This window comes from Streptomyces sp. NBC_00448, from assembly GCF_036014115.1.
GTDB lineage: Bacteria > Actinomycetota > Actinomycetes > Streptomycetales > Streptomycetaceae > Actinacidiphila.
Genome location: NZ_CP107913.1, coordinates 7,401,989 through 7,418,159, shown reverse-complemented (window position 1 = coordinate 7,418,159; position 16,171 = coordinate 7,401,989). Strand labels below are relative to the sequence as shown.

Genomic DNA, 16,171 nt, shown 5'->3' with positions numbered 1-16,171 from the left:
GTCTGATGCCTGGTAGGGTGGACCGTAGTCGTCAGGACGAGAGGGGTCAAGGGGTGGACGCAAGTCGTAACTCCGGCAACGGGCGGGGCCGCCGCCTGCTGATGCACGAGGTCAGCGAAGGCATCAAACGCTACATCTTGGACAATGGGCTCCGTCCGGGCGACCTCCTGCCCACCGAGAACGAGCTCTGCGAGGCACTGGACGCGAGCCGGTCCAGCGTCCGCGAGGCCGTCAAGACCCTGGACGTCCTCGACATCGTGGAGGTCCGCCGAGGCCACGGCACCTACGTGGGACGGCTCGGGCTGTCCGCGCTGGTGGAGAGCCTCACGTTCCGTGGCCTGCTCGACCGCGACGACGACATGCAGCTCATGCTGGAACTGGCCGACATGCGCGAGCTGTTCGAGCGCGGCATGGCCGACCGGATCGTGGCCGCGCTCGACGCCGCCGAGGTGGAGACCCTCGACACCCTGGTCGACGACATGGAGGCGTCCGGCAGCGGCGACGGCACCGGCTTCGTCGAGGCCGACCGTGCCTTCCACGCCCTCCTGGTCGCCCCGCTGGGCAACGAACTGATCGGGCAGCTCTCCGCCGCGTTCTGGGACGTCTACATCATCGTCGCCCCGCACCTGAACGGGATCAGCCGGGCCGACGAGGTCGAGACGGTGCACCACCACCGCCGGATCGTCGAGGCCGCCCGCGCCCGGGACGCGGCGGCCTTCGCGGCGGCCGTCTCCGACCACTACGCGCCGGTGCGTCGCCGGATCGCCGATGCGCGCTCCGCCGGGCCGCAGGACGACGGCGCCGGGGCAGAGGCCGGACCGGACGCCGGAACAGGGGCCGCGGCCGGCGCCGGGACCCGCGCGGGGAAGCGCGGCAAGGGCGGCGACGGCGGCAGGTCCGCAGGTCGGGAGACCGCCGTCATCGCACCCCGCCGGGTGGGGCGCCGCCTTGACGCCGCCGGGGACTCCGCCTAGATTCCCGCCGGAGAGGGACATCAGACATCAGATGTCCCGCCCTGCCCCTGCGAGGAGCCCGGCGTGCCCCTGACCGACCTCACCCTGGCGGAATGCCTGGAGTACCGCGCCGAGCAGCCCGCGCCCGCCGGCTTCGACGCGTTCTGGACCCGCACCCTCGAAGAGGCCGCGCGGGCCGCACGGCCACCGCGGTTCGACGCCGTCGACGCCGGACTGCCCGCGATCCGCGTGAGCGATGTCACCTTCACCGGATATGACGGCGAACCGGTCCGCGGCTGGCTGCGGCTGCCCGCCGCCCCGGCCGGACCGCTCGGCTGCGTCGTGGAGTTCCTCGGCTACGGCCGCGGCCGCGGACTGCCGCACGAGAACCTGACCTGGGCCGCGGCCGGCTACGCCCACCTGGTCATGGACACCCGCGGCCAGGGCTGGTCGGCGGCGCCCGGCGCGACCCCCGACGGCGGCGGCACCGGGCACGGTCCCGTGCCCGGCTTCCTCACCCGCGGCACGGGCCGGCTGGACGACCACTACTACCGGCGGCTGTTCACCGACGCGGCCCGCTGCGTGGAAGCCGCCCGCAGCCACCCGGAGATCGACCCCGACCGGATCGTGGTCACCGGCTTCAGCCAGGGCGGCGGCATCGCGCTGGCCGTGGCGGGCCTGGTGCCGGGACTCGCCGGGGTCATGGCCGACGTCCCCTTCCTGTGCCACATCCGGCGCGGCGCCGAACGCGCCGCCCTGCCGCCGTACACCGAGATCGCCTCCTACCTCGCCCTGCACCGGGAGCGCGCCGAGGAACTCTTCGCCGAACTCGACCACTTCGACGGCCTGCACTTCGCGCCCCGCGCCACCGCCCCGGCCCTGTTCTCGGTGGCGATGATGGACCAGATCTGCCCGCCGTCCACCTGCATAGCGGCCTACCACGCGTACGCCGGCCCGAAGGAGTTGGCGGTCTACCACTTCAACGGGCACGAGGGCGGCGGGGAGTTCCACCGGGCCCGGCAACTGGTGTGGGTCCGGGAGCGGCTGGGGCCTGGCCCTGCCGCTCCCGAACCGCGTGCTCTCGCTTCCGAGCCTCCCGAGCCGGCCGCCGGAAGCGCTCACGCAGCGGCCGTCAGTGGTCCTGCTTCGCCCAGTCGAGGGTGAAGTCGGAGTAGACGATGCCGCCGGTGTCGCCGATCTCGTAGAGGTCGGCGGCCGCGCCGCTGCCCAGGACGGCGAGCGTCGAGTAGCCCGCGTCCCCGGACTTGACCAGGGCCTGGTAGGGCCAACTCGCCCCGTCGTCCTGGCTGACCCGCACCGTCAGCTCCGAACGGCTGCTCGCCGAGGCGTTGTTGCTCGCCAGGGTGACCGGGGTGGTGAGCGGGGACCCGGTCGGGCCCACCTGGGTCGGCTTGAGGTAGGAGATCTCGTCGGCGTTGCAACCCGGGTCGACCAGACCGGAGTTCCAGGCCGGGCCGAAGTCACTGGCCACGTCGGTCGCACCGGCCGGCGAGGCGTCGCCGGCGGTGGCGTACCAGCGGTTGCCGCCGCTGTTCGAGCGGAGGTTCTGCACCACCTTGCCGTCGCCGCGCTGGATGACCTTGCTCTCGTTGACGCCGGTCGCGGCCGCGGGGCCGGCGTGCCAGGTGGCGCCGTGGTCGTCGGAGTAGATGTCGGCGGCGTGGTCGGCGCCGTCCTCCCGGTAGACGATCGGCTGCACCAGGCGACCGCTCGCCAGCTGGATGCCGTGCCCCGACGAGGCGAACATGCCCGCCCAACTCACGCTCTTCACCTGCGGGTTGAGGTCGACCGGAGCGCTCCAGGTCAGACCGTCGTCGGTCGAGGTGATATAGCGGATGTGCATGGCGGTGGTGTCGGTCGCCGAGTTGGAGCCGGCCGCGGAACCGTAGTAGCCCACCCCGGGGGCGGGCGAGTAGTTGTCGAAGAGGTAGACCGTGCCGTGCGGGCCCGCGGTCCGGTCGACCAGCAGGCTCGCGTCGCCGTAGCCCTCGCTGGTGGTCGGCGCGTGCAGCACCACCTTCGGCGTGGACCAGGTCGCGCCGCCGTCGGTGCTGCGCCGCATGACCGTCTGGATGTTGTTGGTGCCGCCGCCGAGGTCGGAGTTGCCGTCCACCCGGGCGTCGGCCATCGCCAGGACCGTGCCGGAGTTCGTGACCGCCATCGCGGGGATACGGACCGAGGCCACGGTGCCGGTGTACGTCTCATACGTCGAGCCGTCGGCGGACAGCCGGTTGAGCCCCTCGATCGGGGTCGTCGTGCTGAAGAGCGTCTGCGCGTTCATCCCCGGCGTGCCGGCCGCCAGGCCGCAGGTCGCGGCGCCCGACTCGGTACGGCTGAAGCCGCTCGCCGTCGTCGTGGTGAACGAGTAAGGCGTGCCGTTCGGCACCGTCCACAGCAGCGTGGCGTCCGAAGCGCCGGCCGCGACCGTCCGCGTCCAAGCGCTGCCGCTGCGGCCGGGCCAGGCGACGGTGAACACCTGCGCGGCGGCGGAGTGGTTGACCAGCGTCATCCGCAGCACATGGGTGGCGGGCTGCGAACCGTCCGTGGTGCGCGGGCAGTCCAGGCTGACCTGCGCCCCCAGGGCCGTACTGCAGTCGAGCGTGCCGGCCACGGTGGTGTCCAGGCCCTGCGGGGTGGTGACGTGGAAGGAGTACGCGGTGCCGCCGGGCTTGGTGAAGAACAGGTCGGTGCGGTCGCCCGCGGCGACCGAGGGCGTCCAACTGCCGTACCCGCTCCACGTCACGGTGAACGTGGTCGCCGACGCGGTCGGGTTGAGCAACTCCAACCGGATTCTGCTGCTGTTGCAGTCCTGGCTGCCCACCGCCGACTGGGTTCCGGTGGCGGCGCTGCCGGGCGCCGCGGTGGCCAACGGCGCCACCAGGGCGGCCAGTACGGCGACCAGCAGCAGCAACAGCCGTTGTGGCGACGCCTTCCGGTGCGCGGTCCGCGCCGGCCGCTCCTTCCGGCGCGGCGGACGGATGCGCGGGGATCTTTCGGTCACAGCGGGCTCCTCGGGGGGTGGGGGTGCTGGATCGACGGACGGCCGGTGCACGGCGCCGGAACAGCGCGAACTCCCGGACAACATCTGATAACTGATGAACGACATCAGATGTCGGTTGTCCGGGACCCTACGAGTGAGGTGGTGCCCCGTCAAGAGGACCGGGCAGCAAGGACTTCCGCGCGGGCACGGCGCGCGCGGCAGGCAGATCCACGGATCGGGAGCCCGCGGGAGCCCGGCGTCAAGCCGTGCGAGACGCCGACCGGTCGCCGCAACACGCGGGAACCAAAGGGGAGTTGGCGCCGTGGACTCCCCCGGCCGTACGGCGCGGCTCGCCGGTCCGGCGCTCATCCCTCGCGTGAGGGATCTCGTGTTCAGGCAGGCGAAGGCCGCGACGCCGCGAGGACCACGGAGATCGTGAGCACCCTGCGGGGTCGCTGTCGCTCTGCGGCAGGCCGAGCTTGAGGAACACGTTGCCGATGTGCTTGCGCCCCCGCGCCGCTCCGGGCCTCGCCCGGCGTCCGAGCCCGCGCGACCCGCGGGTCAGGAGGTCTTCGCGGTCGGGCCCAGGATCGCCACGCACTCCATGTGGTGGGTGAACGGGAAGAGGTCGAAGGCCAGCAGCCGCAACGGGCGGTAGCCCTCCTCGGCGAACCACGCCAGGTCCCGGGCCAGGGCCGCGGGGTCGCACGCGACATAGGCAATACGGCGGGCGTCGAGCGAGGCGATCTGCCGGACAGTGGCATGGCCGGCACCGGCCCGCGGCGGGTCGAGGACCACGAGGTCGGCCTCGGTGATGCCGGTACGGGGCAGCACCTGCTCGACCTTGCCGTGCTCGATCCTGACCCGGTCGAGGTCCTGGAGGTTGTGCCGGGCGTCCTCGACCGCACGCTTGGCGGACTCGACGCCGAGCACCGCGCCGCGCTCCCCGACACGTTCGGCGAGCGCTCCCGCGAAGAGGCCGACCCCGCAGTACAGGTCGAGCGCCATGTCGCCCTTGCGCGGCATCAGGCCCTGCATGACGGCCTCGACCAGGACGTCGGCGGCCTTCGGGTGCACCTGCCAGAAACCGCCGTCGCCGACCCGCCAGGTGCGGCCGGCGGCGCGCTCGCGGACGAACGGGCGGCCGTGCACGCGGTGCACGGCGTGGTCCCGCTCGCCGATGCGCTGGACGGACACCGGCTTGTCGAGTTCGACGATCGGCAGCCGGCCGCCGGGCCGCGGGGTGAGCACGACCTGGCGGTCGTGGGAGCCGGTGGCGGCGATCGCCTCGACGGTGGCGATCTGCGGCCAGTTGCGGTCCTCGACGCCGAGTTCGCTGACCCCGGGCGCGGCGATCAGGCAGTGGTCGATCACCTCGACGTCGTGCGAGCGGTGCTTGCGCAGCCCGGCCCGCCCCTCGGCGTCGATCGCGTACTGCACGCGGGTGCGCCAGGCGGGCACGGCGGGGGCGCCGGCGTCCAGGTCGGCCTGGCTCACCTTGTCGCCGGGCGCGGGCGCGACGGTGCCGTCCCAGCCTGCTTCCTCGGGGGTGAGGCCGGCCAGCCGGGCGAGCTGTTCGGTGAGTACGGCGGCCTTGAGCCGTCGCTGGGCGCCGGGGGTGGCGTGCTGCCAGTCGCAGCCGCCGCAGCGGCCCGGTCCCGAGAACGGGCAGGGCGGCTCGACACGGTCCTTGCCGGGCTCCAGGACGCGTACGGCGTCGGCGCGCAGGAAGCGGGAGTCCTGGTCGCCCTCGGTGACGCGGGCCACGACCCGCTCACCGGGCAGGGCGTGCCGGACGAAGAGCACCTGTCCGGCCTCGGTGCGGGCCACGCAGTGGCCGCCGTGTGCGACCGGCCCGACCTCGACCTCGAACTCGTGGCCGACCAGCGAGGGGGCGGAATCGGTCTGCATGGCGGCGCTGCTCCTGGGGTGGACGGCGAGGCGGGTCGCCGGTCTGGTCGGCGGGGGGACGGCGACCGCCCAGTCTACGTGCGCGCCCACCCGCCGCTGACCGCCCGCGACCGACGGACCGCGACGACCGACCGATCTACCGCGACCGACCGCCCGCGACCGACCGCCCGCGACCGCCTGCCCGCCCGCCCACGACCGACCGACCGAACCCAGCCGACCACCCGGGCCGCCCACCCGCGGCCGTCGTCGGGCCGCCGGCTACTTCTGCCCGCTCCCCGGGGTGGTGTGCTCGCGGTGGTCGGACCGCGGCGGCCCGACCGGACCGCGGCGGATGGAACCGGGCGCGCTCCAGTCCGCACGGCGGCGGGCACGCGCGCGGGCCGCCTCCGAGGAGTCGAGCTGCCAGGGCACGGAGGTCACCATGACGCCGGGGCTGAACAGCAGCCGGCCCTTGAGCCGCAGCGCGCTCTGGTTGTGCAGCAGGTGCTCGTACCAGTGGCCGACGACGTACTCGGGAATGTAGACGCTGACCACGTCGCGGGGGCTGTCGCGGCGCAGGCCCTTGACGTAGTCGATGATCGGGCGGGTGATCTCGCGGTAGGGCGAGTCGAGGACCTTCAGCGGCACATCGATCCCGTGGCTCTGCCACTCGGCCTGCAGCGCCTTGGTGTCCTGGGGGTCGACGTTGATGCTGAGGGCTTCGAGGCTGTCGGAGCGCATCAACTTGGCGTAGGACAGGGCGCGCAGGGTGGGCTTGTGCAGCTTGGAGACCAGCACGATGGAGTGCACCCGGGACGGGCGGACGTAGTCGTCGCCGGGCTCGTCGTCGGCGGCGATCTCCTCGGCGACGCGGGTGTAGTGCCGGCGGATCGCGGTCATGGTGGCGAAGAAGATCACCATGCCGAGCACCGCGACCCAGGCCCCGTGGGTGAACTTGGTGAGCAGCACGATCACCAGCACCAGGCCGGTGAGGAAGGCGCCGAAGGTGTTGATCGCGCGGGAGCGGTGCATGTGGCGGCGCTTGGCCGGGTCGGTCTCGGTGCGCAGATGGCGGTTCCAGTGCCGCACCATGCCGGTCTGGCTGAGCGTGAAGGAGACGAAGACGCCGACGATGTAGAGCTGGATGAGCCGGGTGGAGTTCGCGCCGTAGATGTAGACCAGCACGGCGGCGAAGCCGGCCAGCAGCACGATGCCGTTGGAGAAGGCGAGCCGGTCGCCGCGGGTGTGCAGTTGCCGGGGCAGGTAGCGGTCCTGCGCGAGGATCGAGCCGAGCACCGGGAAGCCGTTGTAGGCGGTGTTCGCGGCGAGGAAGAGCACCAGCGCGGTGACCGCGGCCAGGAAGATGAACGGGATCGAGTTGTGCCCGAAGACCGCCTCGGCGACCTGCGCGATCACCGGGTCCTGGGTGTAGTGGCTGCCGAGCGGCTTGCCGTGGTTGAGCAGGTCGGTGGCCGGGTTCTGGGCCATCCGCACGTGGGTGTTCATCGCCAGCGCGATGATCCCGCAGAACATCGTGACCGCCAGCAGGCCCATGGCCGCCAGCGTGGTGGCGGCGTTCTTCGACTTGGGCTTCCGGAAGGCCGGCACGCCGTTGCTGATCGCCTCGACACCGGTGAGCGCCGCACATCCGGAGGAGAAGGCCCGCAACAGCAGGAAGACCAGAGCGAATCCGCCGAGGCCCGGTGACTCGGCGTGGATCGTGTAGTGCGCGGTCGGCGCGTTCATGTCGTGTCCGGTGGCGATCTTGAAGATGCCCCAGGCGATCATGCAGAAGACGCCGAAGACGAAGGCGTAGGTCGGGATCGCGAAGATCGTGCCCGACTCCCGTACCCCGCGCAGGTTCATCAGCATCAGCACCACGATCATGCCGACGGCGCCGAGCACCTTGTGGGTGACGAAGAACGGCACCGCGGAGCCCAGGTTCTCGATGCCGGACGAGACCGACACCGCGACGGTGAGCACGTAGTCGACCATCAGCGCGCTGGCGACGGTGAGACCCGCCTTCGGCCCCAGGTTGGTGGTGGCGACCTCGTAGTCGCCGCCGCCGGAGGGGTAGGCGTGCACGTTCTGCCGGTAGGAGGCGACCACGGTGAACATCAGCACCACCACCGCGACCGCGATCCACGGGCTGAAGTGGTAGGAGGAGATGCCGGCGATCGAAAGGACCAGCAGCACCTCACCGGGCGCGTAGGCGACCGAGGAGAGCGGGTCGGAGGCGAAGACGGGGAGCGCGAGCCGCTTGGGCAGCAGCGTCTCGCCCAGCCTGTCGCTGCGCAACGCCCGGCCGATCAGAATCCGTTTCGGCAGGTCGGTCAGTTTGGACACCCCGCGATGTTAAGGGATGGGCATGCCACCCGTGCGCCCGAGTACCGGACCGAGTGTGAAGAACCTGCGCCCCCGCTCCCACGGAACTTCTACGCCACCCCGCGCGTGTGGAGCTTGAGCCCCCGGTCTGAGAGTCTTGGACCAACTTTTACGACGACGGCTCCTGGTTTCACGGTCCTAGTCGCATCAGTCGGACTCAGCAGTCGTCAGACTCAGTCGTCAAATGTTGGCAGCCGGAAGGACGGTCGTGCACGTCGTGATTATGGGATGCGGGCGAGTGGGTTCAGCTCTCGCGCACTCCCTCGAACAGCATGGTCATACGGTCGCGGTGATCGACCAGGACCCGACGGCGTTCCGCCGCCTCGGCTCCGGGTTCGGCGGGCGCCGGGTGACCGGAGTCGGGTTCGACCAGGACACGCTGCGTGAGGCCGGTATCGAGGAGGCGGGCGCCTTCGCGGCCGTGAGCAGCGGCGACAACTCCAACATCATCGCGGCCCGGGTGGCCCGCGAGATGTTCGGCATCGAGAACGTGGCAGCGCGGATCTACGACCCCAAGCGTGCCGAGGTCTACCAGCGCCTGGGCATCCCGACGGTGGCCACCGTGCGGTGGACCGCCGACCAGATGCTGCGCCGGCTGCTCCCGTCGGGCGCGGAGCCGCTGTGGCGCGACCCCAGCGGCGGGGTGCAGCTCGCCGAGGTGCACACGTCCGCCGCCTGGATCGGCCACAAGGTGAGCCGGCTCCAGGACGAGACCGGCGTCCGTGTGGCGTTCCTCACCCGGCTCGGCGAGGCCATGCTCCCGACCTCGCAGACGGTGCTCCAGGAAGGCGACCTCGTGCACGTCATGATGCGCACCGACGGTGTCGCCGACGTCGAGGCCGCGTTCGCCAAGGGGCCCGAGGAGGCGCAGTCATGAGGGTCGCCATCGCCGGGGCCGGCGCGGTCGGCCGCTCCATCGCCGGAGAGCTGCTGGAGAACGGCCACGAGGTGCTGCTGGTCGACAAGAACCCGACGTCCATCTCGGTGGAGCGGGTCCCGCAGGCGGAGTGGCTGCTCGCCGACGCCTGCGAGATCACCTCGCTCGACGAGGCCGCGCTGCAGCGCTGCAACGTGGTGATCGCCGCCACCGGCGACGACAAGGTGAACCTGGTCGTGTCGCTGCTGGCCAAGACCGAGTACGGCGTCCCGCGGGTCGTCGCGCGCGTCAACAACCCGAAGAACGAGTGGCTGTTCAACGAGTCCTGGGGCGTCGACGTCGCGGTCTCCACACCGCGCCTGATGTCGGCGCTGGTCGAGGAGGCGGTGAGCGTCGGCGACCTGGTCCGGCTGCTGCGATTCAGCCAGGGTGACGCGAACCTCGTGGAGTTGACGCTGCCCGAGGAGGCCGCGCTCGTCGGCACCCGGGTCGGTGACGTGGAGTGGCCGACCGACACCTCGCTGGTGACGATCATCCGCGGCAACCGGGTGCTCACGCCGTCCAAGGACGACGCCCTGGAGGCCGGCGACGAGCTGCTGTTCGTGGCGGCGCCGCACCGCGAGGAGCAGTTGGAGGACCTGCTGTCGGTCCAGGAAGGCTCCGCCGAGGAGTAGCCGGGACCGGACCGCGGGCGTAGACCCGCGGACACGCACAGGGGCCCCGGCCACCTTTGGTGGTCGGGGCTCTGTGCACGTGCGGTGCTCGGCCGTGTCGCCGGCGGTCGGGCGGTCCGGCGGTCAGGACGACGCGGACGCCTGGCGCTCCTTCTCGGCCTTCTCCGCCTTCTCGGCCTTTTCCGCCGCCTCCATCTCCGCGATCACGTCGATCGGCGGCGGCGCCTTCACCAGGAAGATCCAGGTCAGGTAGACCGACAGCAGGAACGGCGGGATGCCGAGCGCGACCTTGACCCAGCCGAGCTGGGTGGCGTTCCCCCACCAGTAGAGCGGGAAGAGGATCGCGGACTTGGCGAGCAGGATCAGCCCCCACGCCCAGCTCGCCTTGGTGTACGCGCGCAGCCGGCCCGGGTTGCGGGTGCGCCAGGAGAGGTTCTCCTTGAAGATCGGCCCGAGGATCAGACCGAGCAGCGGCACCTTGGCGGCGGCGGTGAGGATGTAGGCGAGCGCGAGGCCGAGGGTGTAGAGCATGCCCGGCAGGTAGAAGTTCTTCGCGTTGCCCGACACCATCGCGAAGACCGCGCCGAAGGCGACCCCGAACACGCCGCTGAAGGCGTGCTTGAGGGTGTCGCGCTTGAGCAGCCGGGCCACGCCCATCACCACGGACAGCGCGAGCGAGGCGATCGCGGAACTCTTGAGGTCGTGGTTGACCGTGTAGATCGCCACGAAGACCAGCCCGGGCACGGTGGTCTCCACCATGCCGCGCACCCCGCCGAACGCCTCGAAGAGCGCCGCCTCGGTGACCGCGCGGGCCGCCTCCTCGGTGCCCTGCGCTCCGCCGTCGGCTCCGCCCGCCCCGTCGAGCCGCTGGGACCCGCCGGAGCCGTCCGGAGCCACCGGATCGGCGCCCACCGTCTGATCCGTGTTGTCGATCGACGTCACCTGGTTACTCCTGTCCGACCGGACGCAGTTCGTACTTGGGGTTGAACAGCACCGGACGGCCTCGGTTCATGGAGATCCGGCCGGACGCGATGATCATGCGCCCGGGTTCTATGCCGACGATGCTGCGGCGCCCCAGCCACACCACGTCGAGTGCGGCCGAACCGTCGAACAGCTCGGCTTCCAGTGCGGGCACGCCGGCCCGAGGACGGAGCGTGACCGTACGCAGCGTACCGGTCACGGACACGATCTGTCGGTCGGAGCAGTCGCAGATCCGTGTGCAGCCGACCGCGAGGGCGTCCTGTTGCAGTTCCTCGGAGTGCAGTTCCTCCTGGGAGGAGGACAACCGGTCGAGCATGCGACGGAAGCGACCCGCGGGTCGGTCGGAACGGATGGCACCACTCATAAGGCCAAGGGTACCGGGATGCCCGCGCGGGACCAGAGGCCCGACGCAGGGGCGCGAGCGGCCGTCCCGGGGCCCGCCGGCGCCCGTCCCGCCCCTGCCCCAGCTGCCGTGGCTGCGGCTACGGCTACGGCTACGGCTACGGCTGCTCCGCGTCGACGATCCGCCCGTCCCGCAGCTCCAGCACCCGGTCGGCCAGCGCCAGCAGCTGCGTGTCGTGGGTGGCGACCAGCGCGGTCACGCCCTCGCTGCGCACCACCGCGCGCAACAGCTCCATCACCGCCAGTCCGGTGTCCGCGTCGAGCTGGCCGGTCGGCTCGTCGGCGATCAGCAGCACCGGGCGGTTGGCGAGCGCGCGGGCGATCGCCACCCGCTGCTGCTGGCCGCCGGACATCTCCCCCGGCCGCTGGGCGGCGTGGTCGGCGAGGCCGACCAGGGCGAGCAGCAGCTCGACCCGCTCCTCGCGCTCGCGCGCCGGGGCCTTGCGCAGCCGCATCGGCACGCCGACGTTCTCGGCGGCGGTCAGGATCGGGATGAGCCCGAAGGACTGGAAGACGAAGCCGATCCGGTCCCGGCGCAGCGCGAGCAGGTCGTCGTCGCCGAGCCCGGCGAGGTCGGTGCCGTCCAGGCTGATCCGGCCGCCGTCCGGGCTGTCCAGGCCGCCCACCAGGTTGAGGATCGTGGTCTTCCCGGACCCGGAACGGCCCTTGAGGGCGACCAGTTCGCCGCGCGGCACCCGGAAGGACACCCCGCGCAGGGCGGCCACCGCGGTGTCACCGGAGCCGTAGGTGCGGCGCAGGTCCTCGACGACGACCATGTCGCCGCCGTCCGGCCCCTCGGCGATCGCCGTTGCCGTACCCGCCTGGTTGGCGGACTGCTCGCTCATGTCTCTTCCTCCCCCGTGCCGGCCCGTCTCCCGGCCGTGCCGGGCCGCGCCGTCATCATCCCCGGCCGTCGCGTATCCGTACGGTACGCCGCGGGCGCCCGGAAACCAGCCGGTCGCCGGATAACGATCGCGGCGGCGGCGCGCAGGCGGGACCCGGAACGCAGCGACCCGGCCGTCGAACCTGCCGACGACCGGGTGGATGCGGGTGCTTGACGCGGCGAACGCCGAACCGTGCCTGCCCGCAAGGAGGTTGTGCGACCGGAGCGGGCAACGGCGGGCGGCGGTCGGGCCGCGACGGCTCAGTGCAGCTCGGTGATCTCCGGGCCGCGCCGCATCGGGTCGATACCGTCACCGAACTTCGACTGCTCGCTCTGCTCGGGCGTGGCGCCGTCGGGCACCATCTGCGCGTCGTTCGGGAGCTTCAGCACGATCGGGTCGCGGGGCGCCATCGGTGCCTCGCCGCGCAGCACCACGGTGTCGCGGAAGACCGACTCCAGCACGCCGGCGGCGGCGGGCTGCACCGCGCCCTGGCCGGAGATGACCCCGCGCAGGAACCAGCGCGGGCCGTCGCAGCCGATGAAGCGCACGAGCTGCACCCCGTTGGTGCCGTCGGGCAGTTGCACGGGCACCTGCGCGCGCAGCTCCCAGCCGAGCGGGCCCTCGACCTCGTCGACGATGCCGCCCTGCTGGGTGATGCCCGACGCGATCTCCTCGCGCACCTCGCCCCAGATGCCCTCGGACTTCGGGGCGGCGAACGCCTGGAGCTGGACGGCGCTGTCCCGCAGCACCACGGTCGCGGCGACGATGGACTCGCCGGCCACCTCGACCCGCAGCTCCATGCCCTCGACACCGGGCACGAACAGGCCACCGAGGTCCACCCGGCCCTCGCCGGGCTCCTGGACCTCGCTCACGTCCCACGGGCCGTCGGGCCGCGGGGCGGGCGGAAGGTTGTAGTCGGACGACTCCTCGGAGTCGTCCGGCTCCGCGGTGTCCTCGGCCGAGTCCTCCGGGCCTTCGGCCTCGTCGAGCTCGTCGATGGCGTCTTCGCGCTCCTTGCGACGACGGAACACGGTCACTGTCCTTCCCGGTCGCTGAGGACCGATGCGTATCCGTTGCTGGACGTGCCCGCCGACGGTGTCTGCACCGCGGCGTGACCCCCCGTGGAGCCGAAGCCCCCCGCGGCCCTGGCAGATCCCGGCAGTTCCGCGACCTCGTGGAAGCGGACCCGCTCGACCTGCTGGACGACCAGTTGGGCGACCCGGTCGCCCGGCTCGAACCTGACGGTCTCGCGCGGGTCGAGATTGACCACGATCACCTTGATCTCCCCACGGTACCCGGCGTCGACCGTTCCCGGGGCATTCACCATCGTCACCCCGCACCGCGCGGCAAGGCCGGAGCGGGGGTGGACGAAGGCCGCGTAGCCGTCCGGCAGCGCGAGGGAGATGCCGGTGGGCAGCACCGTCCGCTCGCCGGGCGCCAGTTCGGCGGCCTCGGTGGTGATCAGGTCGACGCCCGCGTCGCCGGGATGCGCGTACGCGGGGACCGGCACCGACTCGTCGAGCCGGCGCAGCAGCACGTCCACCGGCGGCCTGCTCATGGGTTCACCTCGAAAGCGCGGGCGACCTTCACCTGGTCGGGGTCGGACATCGCGGCCTGGATCTCGTCGGCGCGGCCGTTGCTGGTGAAGTGGTCGATCTTCACCTCGATGAACAGGGCGTCGGCGCGGACCGCCACCGGGCCGTCCGGGCCGCCGATCCGGCCCTCGGCGCTGCTGTAGATCTTGCGGCCGTCCACCGCGGTGCAGCGCGCGGACAGATGCAGGGTCGCCCCGACCGGGACCGGCCGGACGAAGTCCGACTCCAGCCGCCCGGTCACCGCGATGACCCGCAGCAGCCAGCTCAGCGAGCCCAGCGTCTCGTCCAGCGCGGTGGCCAGCACCCCGCCGTGCGCGAGGCCGGGCGCGCCCTGGTGGGCGGGCTGGACGGTGAACTCCGCGGTGACGCTGACGCCTTCACCGGCCCGGGCCGCCAGGCGCAGGCCGTACGGCTGGGATTCGCCGCAGCCGAAGCACTGGTCGTAGTGCGCGCCGAGCAGTTCGCCGGGCGCGGGCGCCTCGGGATGGCGTACGGGCGCGACGGCACCGGGCGGCGGCGCCAGGCTCGGTCGGCCCGCGTTGGGGGGTGTTGTGGCTGCACTCACGCCGCAGACCTTATCGCGCGAAGGTGTGGGCGCCCCTGTCCGACCGTGCCACCCGCGAAGGGGCGCCGGGAGGTGCTCCCCGGCGAAGCCGGCGGCCGGGACACGCGGGGGCAGGTGAAGGTACGCGGAGGCGCGGTCTCGGGCTTTCCCGGGAGCCGTGAGGACGGCACCCCCACCGCGCCCGCGCACCCGGCCCCGCGGGCACAGACGGGCATGGCACGCTTATGCCATGCCCGCTTCGCAGCCTTACGACGAACGCCTCACCGTGCCGCGCTCCTGGTGGTTCATGGCCATCGGCGCGGGCGTCGGCCTGGCCTTGGTCTTCGTCCCCTTCGGCCTGCTCCCGATGCTCGGCGGCCTGGTCACGGGCGGGGCGCTGGCCATGATGACGGTCAGCTCCTACGGGTCCGCGCGCATCCGCGTGGTGGCCGGTTCGCTGGTCGCGGGCAAGGCGCGCATCCCGCTGGAGGCGCTGGGCGACGCCCTGGTGCTGGACCCGGCGGAGGCGGTGGCCTGGCGGTCGTACAAGGCGGACCCGCGGGCCTTCATGCTGCTGCGGTCCTACGTGCCGACCGCGGTGAAGGTGGAAGTGACCGATCCGGCGGACCCGACGCCGTACGTCTACCTGTCGACCCGCTCGCCGCAGCGGCTGGCCGAGGCGCTGGGCGCCCTCAGGACGGCCGACCAGGCGAGCTAGGGGTTTCCCCGCCCGGTGCGGGGGACTCGGCCCGCGCAGCCCCGCGTGCGGGCCCGCGGGGCCTAAAGCCCGGAGGGGCCGGGGAGTTCGGGCGGCGGGGTGCGGCCGGACAGGCCGGGCTCCTCGGCGTCGCCGTCGATCTTTGAGGTCGCGGAGGTCCCGGCGGTCGCGGAGCTTTCCACGAGCAGTGGCCAGGGCAACTGGTGCGCGCGCAGGTCCTTGCGGACCCGCCCGGCGAGTTTGCGGGTGTCGCGCCGGTTCATCACCGCGCCGACGGCGGCGCCGATCATGAACGGGGTCAGCGCGGGCATGTGTCTGAGGCTGCGGCGCAGGAGCCGCTGGCGCATCTCCCGCTTCATGCTGGTGCCGAGCGCCACGTTGAGGGTCGACAGCTTCAGCGCGTCGATGCCGCGCTGCTCGGTCCAGGACCACAGGTAGGCGGTGGCGCGCTCCCTGACGTTGCCGGGCACCCGCAGGCCGTAGACCTCGTGCAGTTCGGCGATGAGTTTGTACTCGACGGCGGCCACGCCCAGGGTCTCGGTGGCCAGTTCGGTGGGCATGGCGGGCGGGACCGGCAGCATGGCGGCCGCGCCCACACCGGCGCCGACCGTCATGGTGCCCTTCACGGCGGCGGAGATCAGCCGGTCGGCGATCTCGTCGGGGCCGAGCCCGGGGAACTGGGCGCGCAGCGTGCCGAGATCGCGCACGGGGATGCGCGGAGCGGTCTCCAGCAGCCGCTCGGCGACGGACCCCGCGCCGGCCTTGGCCAGCCGCCCGCTCGCGCGGGCACCGCCGCCGACGCCCCGGGTGACCCCGCGGGCGGTCGCGGCCGCGAGCGAGGCCGCACGGCCCCGCTCGACGTTCCTACGCTCATCCGGTGAGCCGGTCACGGCGCCGGCCGGTCAGGCCGCGCAGTCGCGGCAGATGGGGTTTCCGTTCTTCTCGGCAGCGAGCTGGCTCCTGTGGTGGACCAGGAAGCAGCTCATGCAGGTGAATTCGTCCGCCTGGCGGGGCAGCACACGGACCGACAGCTCCTCGTTGGAGAGGTCGGCGCCGGGCAGCTCCAGGGACTCGGCCTGGTCGAACTCGTCAACGTCGACCGCGGAGGTCGACTTCTCGTTCCGCCGTGCCTTCAGTTCCTCGATGCTGTCCTCATTGACGTCATCGTCGGTCTTGCGTGGGGTGTCGTAATCCGTAGCCATTTCGCTCTCCCCCTGTGGGTGTCTGTGGTGTCTCCAGCGCCGTAACGCGCGGGAGGCCGGACTTG

At 72.3% G+C, this 16,171-nt stretch carries 15 protein-coding genes and 1 pseudogene; 5 read left to right on the top strand and 11 right to left on the bottom strand.

The window, feature by feature from the left end; all coding sequences use genetic code 11:
* Positions 1–101: 101 nt before the first annotated feature.
* Positions 102–785: pseudogene (locus OG370_RS31955) on the top strand (FadR/GntR family transcriptional regulator); the annotation flags it as partial.
* Between the two features lie 252 nt (positions 786–1,037).
* The gene (locus OG370_RS31950) at positions 1,038–2,117 is read left to right on the top strand and encodes an acetylxylan esterase (protein ID WP_328470381.1); all 1,080 of its coding nucleotides are present in this window, start codon (positions 1,038–1,040) and stop codon (positions 2,115–2,117) included.
* On the opposite strand, the gene OG370_RS31945 is transcribed toward OG370_RS31950, so the two are convergent.
* From OG370_RS31945 to OG370_RS31935, 3 genes are all read right to left on the bottom strand, one after another.
* Positions 2,086–3,975, bottom strand: a complete 1,890-nt coding sequence (locus OG370_RS31945) for an exo-alpha-sialidase (RefSeq protein ID WP_328470379.1) — start codon at positions 3,973–3,975, stop codon at positions 2,086–2,088. The genes OG370_RS31950 and OG370_RS31945 overlap by 32 nt on opposite strands.
* Positions 3,976–4,515: 540 nt before the next feature.
* A complete protein-coding gene (locus tag OG370_RS31940) occupies positions 4,516–5,865 on the bottom strand; it encodes a class I SAM-dependent RNA methyltransferase (protein ID WP_328470377.1) in 1,350 nt (449 codons plus the stop codon).
* A 258-nt stretch (positions 5,866–6,123) separates the two neighbouring features.
* A complete protein-coding gene (locus OG370_RS31935; RefSeq protein WP_328470375.1) occupies positions 6,124–8,190 on the bottom strand; it encodes an APC family permease in 2,067 nt (688 codons plus the stop codon).
* A 247-nt stretch (positions 8,191–8,437) separates the two neighbouring features.
* Between OG370_RS31935 and OG370_RS31930 the strand changes: the two genes are divergently transcribed.
* Both OG370_RS31930 and OG370_RS31925 read left to right on the top strand, forming a co-directional pair.
* Positions 8,438–9,106, top strand: coding sequence for a potassium channel family protein (locus tag OG370_RS31930; protein ID WP_328470373.1), 669 nt, complete (start codon positions 8,438–8,440; stop codon positions 9,104–9,106).
* Positions 9,103–9,780 carry a potassium channel family protein gene (locus OG370_RS31925; RefSeq protein ID WP_328470371.1) on the top strand — a complete coding sequence of 226 codons (678 nt, stop codon included), beginning with the start codon at positions 9,103–9,105 and terminating at the stop codon, positions 9,778–9,780. Before OG370_RS31930 ends, OG370_RS31925 begins: the two co-directional genes overlap by 4 nt.
* Before the next feature lie 123 nt (positions 9,781–9,903).
* On the opposite strand, the gene OG370_RS31920 is transcribed toward OG370_RS31925, so the two are convergent.
* From OG370_RS31920 to OG370_RS31895, 6 genes are all read right to left on the bottom strand, one after another.
* Complete coding sequence (locus OG370_RS31920; protein ID WP_328470369.1) at positions 9,904–10,722, bottom strand: DUF3159 domain-containing protein; 819 nt, start codon at positions 10,720–10,722, stop codon at positions 9,904–9,906.
* 4 nt (positions 10,723–10,726) lie between these two features.
* Positions 10,727–11,125, bottom strand: coding sequence for an OB-fold nucleic acid binding domain-containing protein (locus tag OG370_RS31915; protein WP_328470367.1), 399 nt, complete (start codon positions 11,123–11,125; stop codon positions 10,727–10,729).
* Positions 11,126–11,261: 136 nt separating this feature from the next.
* Positions 11,262–12,008: an ABC transporter ATP-binding protein gene (locus tag OG370_RS31910; protein ID WP_328470365.1), complete on the bottom strand. Its 747-nt coding sequence runs from the start codon at positions 12,006–12,008 to the stop codon at positions 11,262–11,264.
* Positions 12,009–12,307: 299 nt separating this feature from the next.
* Complete coding sequence (locus tag OG370_RS31905; RefSeq protein WP_328470363.1) at positions 12,308–13,078, bottom strand: DUF3710 domain-containing protein; 771 nt, start codon at positions 13,076–13,078, stop codon at positions 12,308–12,310.
* Positions 13,079–13,080: 2 nt separating this feature from the next.
* Positions 13,081–13,605: a dUTP diphosphatase gene (gene dut, locus OG370_RS31900; protein ID WP_328470361.1), complete on the bottom strand. Its 525-nt coding sequence runs from the start codon at positions 13,603–13,605 to the stop codon at positions 13,081–13,083.
* Positions 13,602–14,207, bottom strand: coding sequence for a PaaI family thioesterase (locus OG370_RS31895; RefSeq protein WP_328470359.1), 606 nt, complete (start codon positions 14,205–14,207; stop codon positions 13,602–13,604). The genes dut and OG370_RS31895 overlap by 4 nt, the downstream gene beginning before the upstream one ends.
* Positions 14,208–14,436: 229 nt before the next feature.
* On the opposite strand from OG370_RS31895, the gene OG370_RS31890 reads away from it, so the two are divergent.
* Complete coding sequence (locus OG370_RS31890) at positions 14,437–14,904, top strand: DUF3093 domain-containing protein (RefSeq protein WP_328470357.1); 468 nt, start codon at positions 14,437–14,439, stop codon at positions 14,902–14,904.
* 62 nt (positions 14,905–14,966) lie between these two features.
* Here OG370_RS31890 and OG370_RS31885 read toward each other — a convergent pair whose 3' ends face one another.
* Together OG370_RS31885 and OG370_RS31880 are read right to left on the bottom strand one after the other, a co-directional pair.
* Positions 14,967–15,794: a hypothetical protein gene (locus OG370_RS31885; RefSeq protein ID WP_328470355.1), complete on the bottom strand. Its 828-nt coding sequence runs from the start codon at positions 15,792–15,794 to the stop codon at positions 14,967–14,969.
* A 12-nt stretch (positions 15,795–15,806) separates the two neighbouring features.
* Positions 15,807–16,106 carry a DUF4193 domain-containing protein gene (locus OG370_RS31880; RefSeq protein WP_103884889.1) on the bottom strand — a complete coding sequence of 100 codons (300 nt, stop codon included), beginning with the start codon at positions 16,104–16,106 and terminating at the stop codon, positions 15,807–15,809.
* Between the last annotated feature and the right edge of the window lie 65 nt (positions 16,107–16,171).

What these genes read in the sequence shown, in the direction of transcription:
- OG370_RS31940 (WP_328470377.1), bottom strand. Translation starts at nt 5,865, where the DNA reads ATGCAGACCGATTCCGCCCCCTCGCTGGTCGGCCACGAGTTCGAGGTC.
- OG370_RS31880 (WP_103884889.1), bottom strand. Translation starts at nt 16,106, where the DNA reads ATGGCTACGGATTACGACACCCCACGCAAGACCGACGATGACGTCAAT.
- OG370_RS31925 (WP_328470371.1), top strand. Translation starts at nt 9,103, where the DNA reads ATGAGGGTCGCCATCGCCGGGGCCGGCGCGGTCGGCCGCTCCATCGCC.
- OG370_RS31915 (WP_328470367.1), bottom strand. Translation starts at nt 11,125, where the DNA reads ATGAGTGGTGCCATCCGTTCCGACCGACCCGCGGGTCGCTTCCGTCGC.
- dut (WP_328470361.1), bottom strand. Translation starts at nt 13,605, where the DNA reads ATGAGCAGGCCGCCGGTGGACGTGCTGCTGCGCCGGCTCGACGAGTCG.
- OG370_RS31910 (WP_328470365.1), bottom strand. Translation starts at nt 12,008, where the DNA reads ATGAGCGAGCAGTCCGCCAACCAGGCGGGTACGGCAACGGCGATCGCC.
- OG370_RS31890 (WP_328470357.1), top strand. Translation starts at nt 14,437, where the DNA reads ATGCCCGCTTCGCAGCCTTACGACGAACGCCTCACCGTGCCGCGCTCC.